This window comes from Ruminococcus callidus ATCC 27760, from assembly GCF_000468015.1.
GTDB lineage: Bacteria > Bacillota > Clostridia > Oscillospirales > Ruminococcaceae > Ruminococcus_C > Ruminococcus_C callidus.
In genome coordinates this window covers 14,281-18,663 of sequence record NZ_KI260324.1, presented here as the reverse complement: position 1 = coordinate 18,663, position 4,383 = coordinate 14,281, and the positions used below count along the sequence as shown (strand labels likewise).

Below are 4,383 nucleotides of genomic sequence, written 5' to 3'. Positions count from 1 at the left end.
TCTTTGTCTAACTTTTTGGGGTCAGTTCATATTTTCCCGTACCGGTTTTATCATGCTAAAAGTTTAGGCAACACCGCACAAAGCCTGCCTTATATCAAAGCATCGTATGATCTTCCGCTGTATCACTTTGCTGCAATACCTCGCTTGCCAGATACAGAGAGCCGCAGATGACGACCATGCCGCCGTCTGCCTTTGCCTGTGCCAGTGCCGTTTCATATGCCTGCTGCAATGACGGAGCAGTGTGCACTTCCGCGTGGTTTTCGAAGCATGCCGCCAGTGTTTCACGCGGGACGGCGTGATGTACAAAATCGTCCACACATGTGACTGTATCCAGCACATCACCCAGTATCCGGCAGGCAGTGGCATAGTCCTTGGTGGAGATCATGCCGCAGATGCCGTGTATCGGCTTGGTGCCTGCGTGTTTCAGCAGTTCCGCCAGTGCCATGACACCTGCCTGATTGTGCCCGCCGTCCAGCAGTACTGTGGGATTTTTCCGAAGCACTTCCGTTCTCGCGGGGACACGCACCTTGGAAAACGCCTCGTTTGCCGTTGCCGCCGTAATCAGATAACCGTGCATGCCCAGAAACCGAATCACTTCAATGGCAGTCATGGCGTTATACACCTGATGCCGTCCGGACATGTGCAGCGTATAGGTGAAGCTGTGATACTGGAACACAATTTCCTCCAGCGTTTCCGACACAATGCGGCAGTCCTGCATGTTGGGAATCACCAGCTGGGCATTTTTCCGCTTGGCAGTGTCCTGTACCAGACACACCACGTCCATGGGATTGTCCGTGGAGAGCACCACAGGGCAGCCCGACTTGATGATACCGGCTTTCTGGGCGGCAATTTCCGTCAGGGTGTTCCCCAGCAGTGCCATATGGTCAAAGGAAACTGAAGTGATCGCACAAACCAGCGGCTTCTTTATCACATTGGTAGCGTCCAGCAGGCCGCCGATGCCGGTTTCCAGCACCACAAGGTCGCACTTCTGTTCCACGAACCAGAGCAGAGCAATGGCAAACGTGATCTCGAACTGCGAGCAGTCCTGCGATACCGGACACGCCTGCACCTGTTCACAGAACCGGCACAGTGCCTCCGGCGGAATATCCCTGCCGTCGATCTGAATGCGGTCGGTATAGTGCCGGATAAAGGGTGAGGTCAGTGTGCCTGTACGAAAACCGGCAGCCGTTGCCGCCCCCGCACAAAATGCCGTCACAGAACCCTTTCCGTTGGTTCCGGCAATATGCACCACCTGCAACTGCTCCTGCGGATTGCCGAGGGCTTCCAGCAGAGCCTGAATGCGGGACAAGTCATGCACTGGCTTGCCGCTTTTCTGATACCCCTGAATATAGGTCATTGCTTCGGAAAACGTCATTGCACTCACTCCCTCATACGTTCACATACCTGCAATCATTACTGCAACGCTGCCATAGACTGCACGATCTTGTCCATTTTCTCCTGTGCCTTTGCCAGCTTTGCCTTTTCTGCTTCCACCAGCTTTTCCGGAGCCTTTGCCAGGAAGCCCTGATTGGACAGCTTCTTGCTCAGGAAGTCCAGATCCTTCTGTACCTTTTCCTGCTCCTTTTTCAGCCGTGCCAGTTCCTTGTCCTTGTCAATGAGTTCGTCCATGGGGATAAAGATGCGGACACTGTCCGTGACTGCGGTGGCAGCGTCCGGCATGTCGAACTTTTCGCCCACTTCCACAGCGGAGGCAGAAGCCAGCTTCTCGAAGAATACCGCGGTGCTCCGGTACAGTTCCGGCTCGGTCGTTTCGATGCAGACACGTGCTTTCTTGGACGGCGGCACCTGCATTTCGGTACGGCGGTTCCGGATCGCACGAATGGCATCGATGACATTTTCGAACTGTACTGCATCGGCAAAGTCATACTTGGCATCGTAGACCGGATAGGATTCCACAATAATCATGGATTCGCCGTCAGTCAGCACCTGCCAGATCTCCTCGGTGATATACGGCATGAACGGGTGCAGCAGCTTCAGCATGCCACGCATTACCCATACCAGAACAGCCTGTGCCTTTTCCATGGCAGCACCGCCAGCCTGAATCCGCGGCTTGGTCAGTTCGATGTACCAGTCGCAGTAAACGTCCCAGATAAAGTCGTAGATCTTGGCACTTGCCACACCGATCTCAAACTTATCCAGATTCTCGCCCACTTCCTTGGCAACGGCGTTGAACTTGGACACGATCCAGCGGTCTTCCAGCTCCAGATCTTCCGGCAGTCCGTGGTACTGGAAATCCTCCGGCAGATTCATCATGATAAAACGGGAAGCATTCCACAGCTTGTTGGCAAAATTGCGGGCAGCCTTGACCTTATCGTCACTGTAACGCATATCGTTTCCGGGAGCATTACCGGTCGCCAGCATAAACCGCAGAGCATCGGCACCGAATTCGTCAATGACCTTCAGCGGGTCGATACCGTTGCCCAGCGACTTGGACATCTTTCTGCCCTGCTCGTCGCGAACCAGACCGTGGATCAGAACAGTATCGAAAGGCACTTCGCCCATGTTCTTTAGACCAGAGAACATCATGCGAACTACCCAGAAGAAGATGATGTCATAACCGGTGACCAGTGTATTGGTGGGATAGAAGTATTTCAGTTCCTCGGTGTTGTCCGGCCAGCCCAGTGTGGAGAACGGCCACAGTGCGGAACTGAACCAGGTGTCCAGTGTATCCGGATCCTGCCGCATGGGCTTGCCGCACTTCGGGCAGACTGCACTGTTTTCCTTGGTAACAACCATTTCGCCGCAGTCGTCACAGTAGAACGCCGGAATCTGGTGTCCCCACCACAGCTGACGGGAAATACACCAGTCCTTGATATTTTCCAGCCAGTGGAAATAGATCTTGTTGAACCGTTCCGGAACGAACTTGGTCTTGCCGTTCTTGACAGCGTCGATCGCCGGCTGTGCCAGTGGCTTCATCTTGACAAACCACTGCTTGGAAACCCGCGGTTCTACCGTGGTGCCGCAGCGATAGCAGGTACCTACATTGTGGCTGTAGTCCTCGATCTCTACCAGTGCACCCTCTGCTTTCAGATCTTCAACAATTGCCTTTCTTGCCTCATAACGATCCATGCCGGCATACTTCGGATATGCGTCCACGATCTTTGCATCATCGGTCATCACGTTGATAACTTCCAGATTGTGCCGCAGCCCCACTTCAAAGTCGTTCGGGTCGTGTGCCGGTGTGATCTTTACTACGCCGGTTCCGAAGTCCATTTCCACATAATCGTCTGCCACAATGGGGATCTCACGGTGTACCAGCGGCAGGATCAGTGTCTTTCCCACCAGATCTTTGTAGCGTTCATCGTTGGGGTTGACTGCTACGGCAGTATCGCCCAGCAGGGTTTCCGGACGGGTGGTCGCCAGTTCCAGATAGCCGCTGCCGTCCTTCAGCGGATACCGCAGATGCCAGAAATGCCCTGCCTGCACTTCGTATTCTACTTCTGCATCGGAAATGGAAGTCAGACACTTCGGGCACCAGTTGATGATACGTTTGCCGCGGTAGATCAGACCTTCCTCGTAGTACTTGATAAATACTTCCTTGACTGCCTTGCTGCAGCCCTCGTCCATGGTAAAGCGTTCTCTTGTCCAGTCGCAGGAGGAGCCCAGCTTTTTCAGCTGTTCCACGATCCTGCCGCCGTACTGCTTCTTCCATGCCCAGGCACGTTCCAGAAAAGCTTCTCTGCCGATGTCCTCTTTTTTGATACCCTCTTTCCGCATGGCTTCCACGATCTTGGCTTCGGTCGCAATGGAAGCGTGGTCGGTACCCGGCAGCCACAGGGCACTGTAGCCGGACATCCGCTTCCAGCGAATCAGAATATCCTGCAAAGTTTCGTCCAGTGCATGACCCATGTGCAGCTGTCCGGTGATGTTCGGCGGCGGGATCACGATGGTATAGGGCTGCTTCTCAGAGTCCACATGGGGCGTGAAGCTTCCGCTGTCGTTCCACATTTTATAGATGCGGTCTTCAAAGTCTTTCGGCTGGTAAGATTTCGCCAGTTCCTGTTTCATAAAGTTCGTTCCTTTCCATTTCGATCACCGATAAAAAAAGCCCCGGCAATCCTCAGAATTGCTCAGGGCGAATCAGCCGGGAAATTTTCCGTCTGCTGTCCGTGTTACCACCTGAATTCGGCAACGATCTTGCCGCACTCATCCTGCACGGTTACGGGTGCGAACCGGCACAGACTACCCATTTCCGTCCTCACGGAAACTTCCCCTGTGCTGCTCCGAGGCTACCTTCTCCCACACTGTCCGAAAACTTACACCGACCGTTTTCTCTCTGTCAGAACCAGCGGCGGGATACTCCTCCTCTTCTCTGCATTTCTTGTTTTCTTTAGGAAACACTGAATAAAGCTTGTGCGTAAG

2 protein-coding genes and 1 other annotated feature are annotated in these 4,383 nt (G+C 53.8%); both genes read right to left on the bottom strand.

What is annotated here, in order from left to right; all coding sequences use genetic code 11:
- Positions 1-94: 94 nt before the first annotated feature.
- A complete protein-coding gene (locus RUMCAL_RS02885; RefSeq protein ID WP_021680995.1) occupies positions 95-1,375 on the bottom strand; it encodes a bifunctional folylpolyglutamate synthase/dihydrofolate synthase in 1,281 nt (426 codons plus the stop codon).
- Between the two features lie 38 nt (positions 1,376-1,413).
- Positions 1,414-4,029: a valine--tRNA ligase gene (locus RUMCAL_RS02880; RefSeq protein WP_021680994.1), complete on the bottom strand. Its 2,616-nt coding sequence runs from the start codon at positions 4,027-4,029 to the stop codon at positions 1,414-1,416.
- A gap of 60 nt (positions 4,030-4,089) precedes the next feature.
- Positions 4,090-4,343, bottom strand: a binding site (T-box leader).
- Between the last annotated feature and the right edge of the window lie 40 nt (positions 4,344-4,383).

What these genes read in the sequence shown, in the direction of transcription:
- RUMCAL_RS02880 (WP_021680994.1), bottom strand. Translation starts at nt 4,029, where the DNA reads ATGAAACAGGAACTGGCGAAATCTTACCAGCCGAAAGACTTTGAAGAC.
- RUMCAL_RS02885 (WP_021680995.1), bottom strand. Translation starts at nt 1,375, where the DNA reads ATGACGTTTTCCGAAGCAATGACCTATATTCAGGGGTATCAGAAAAGC.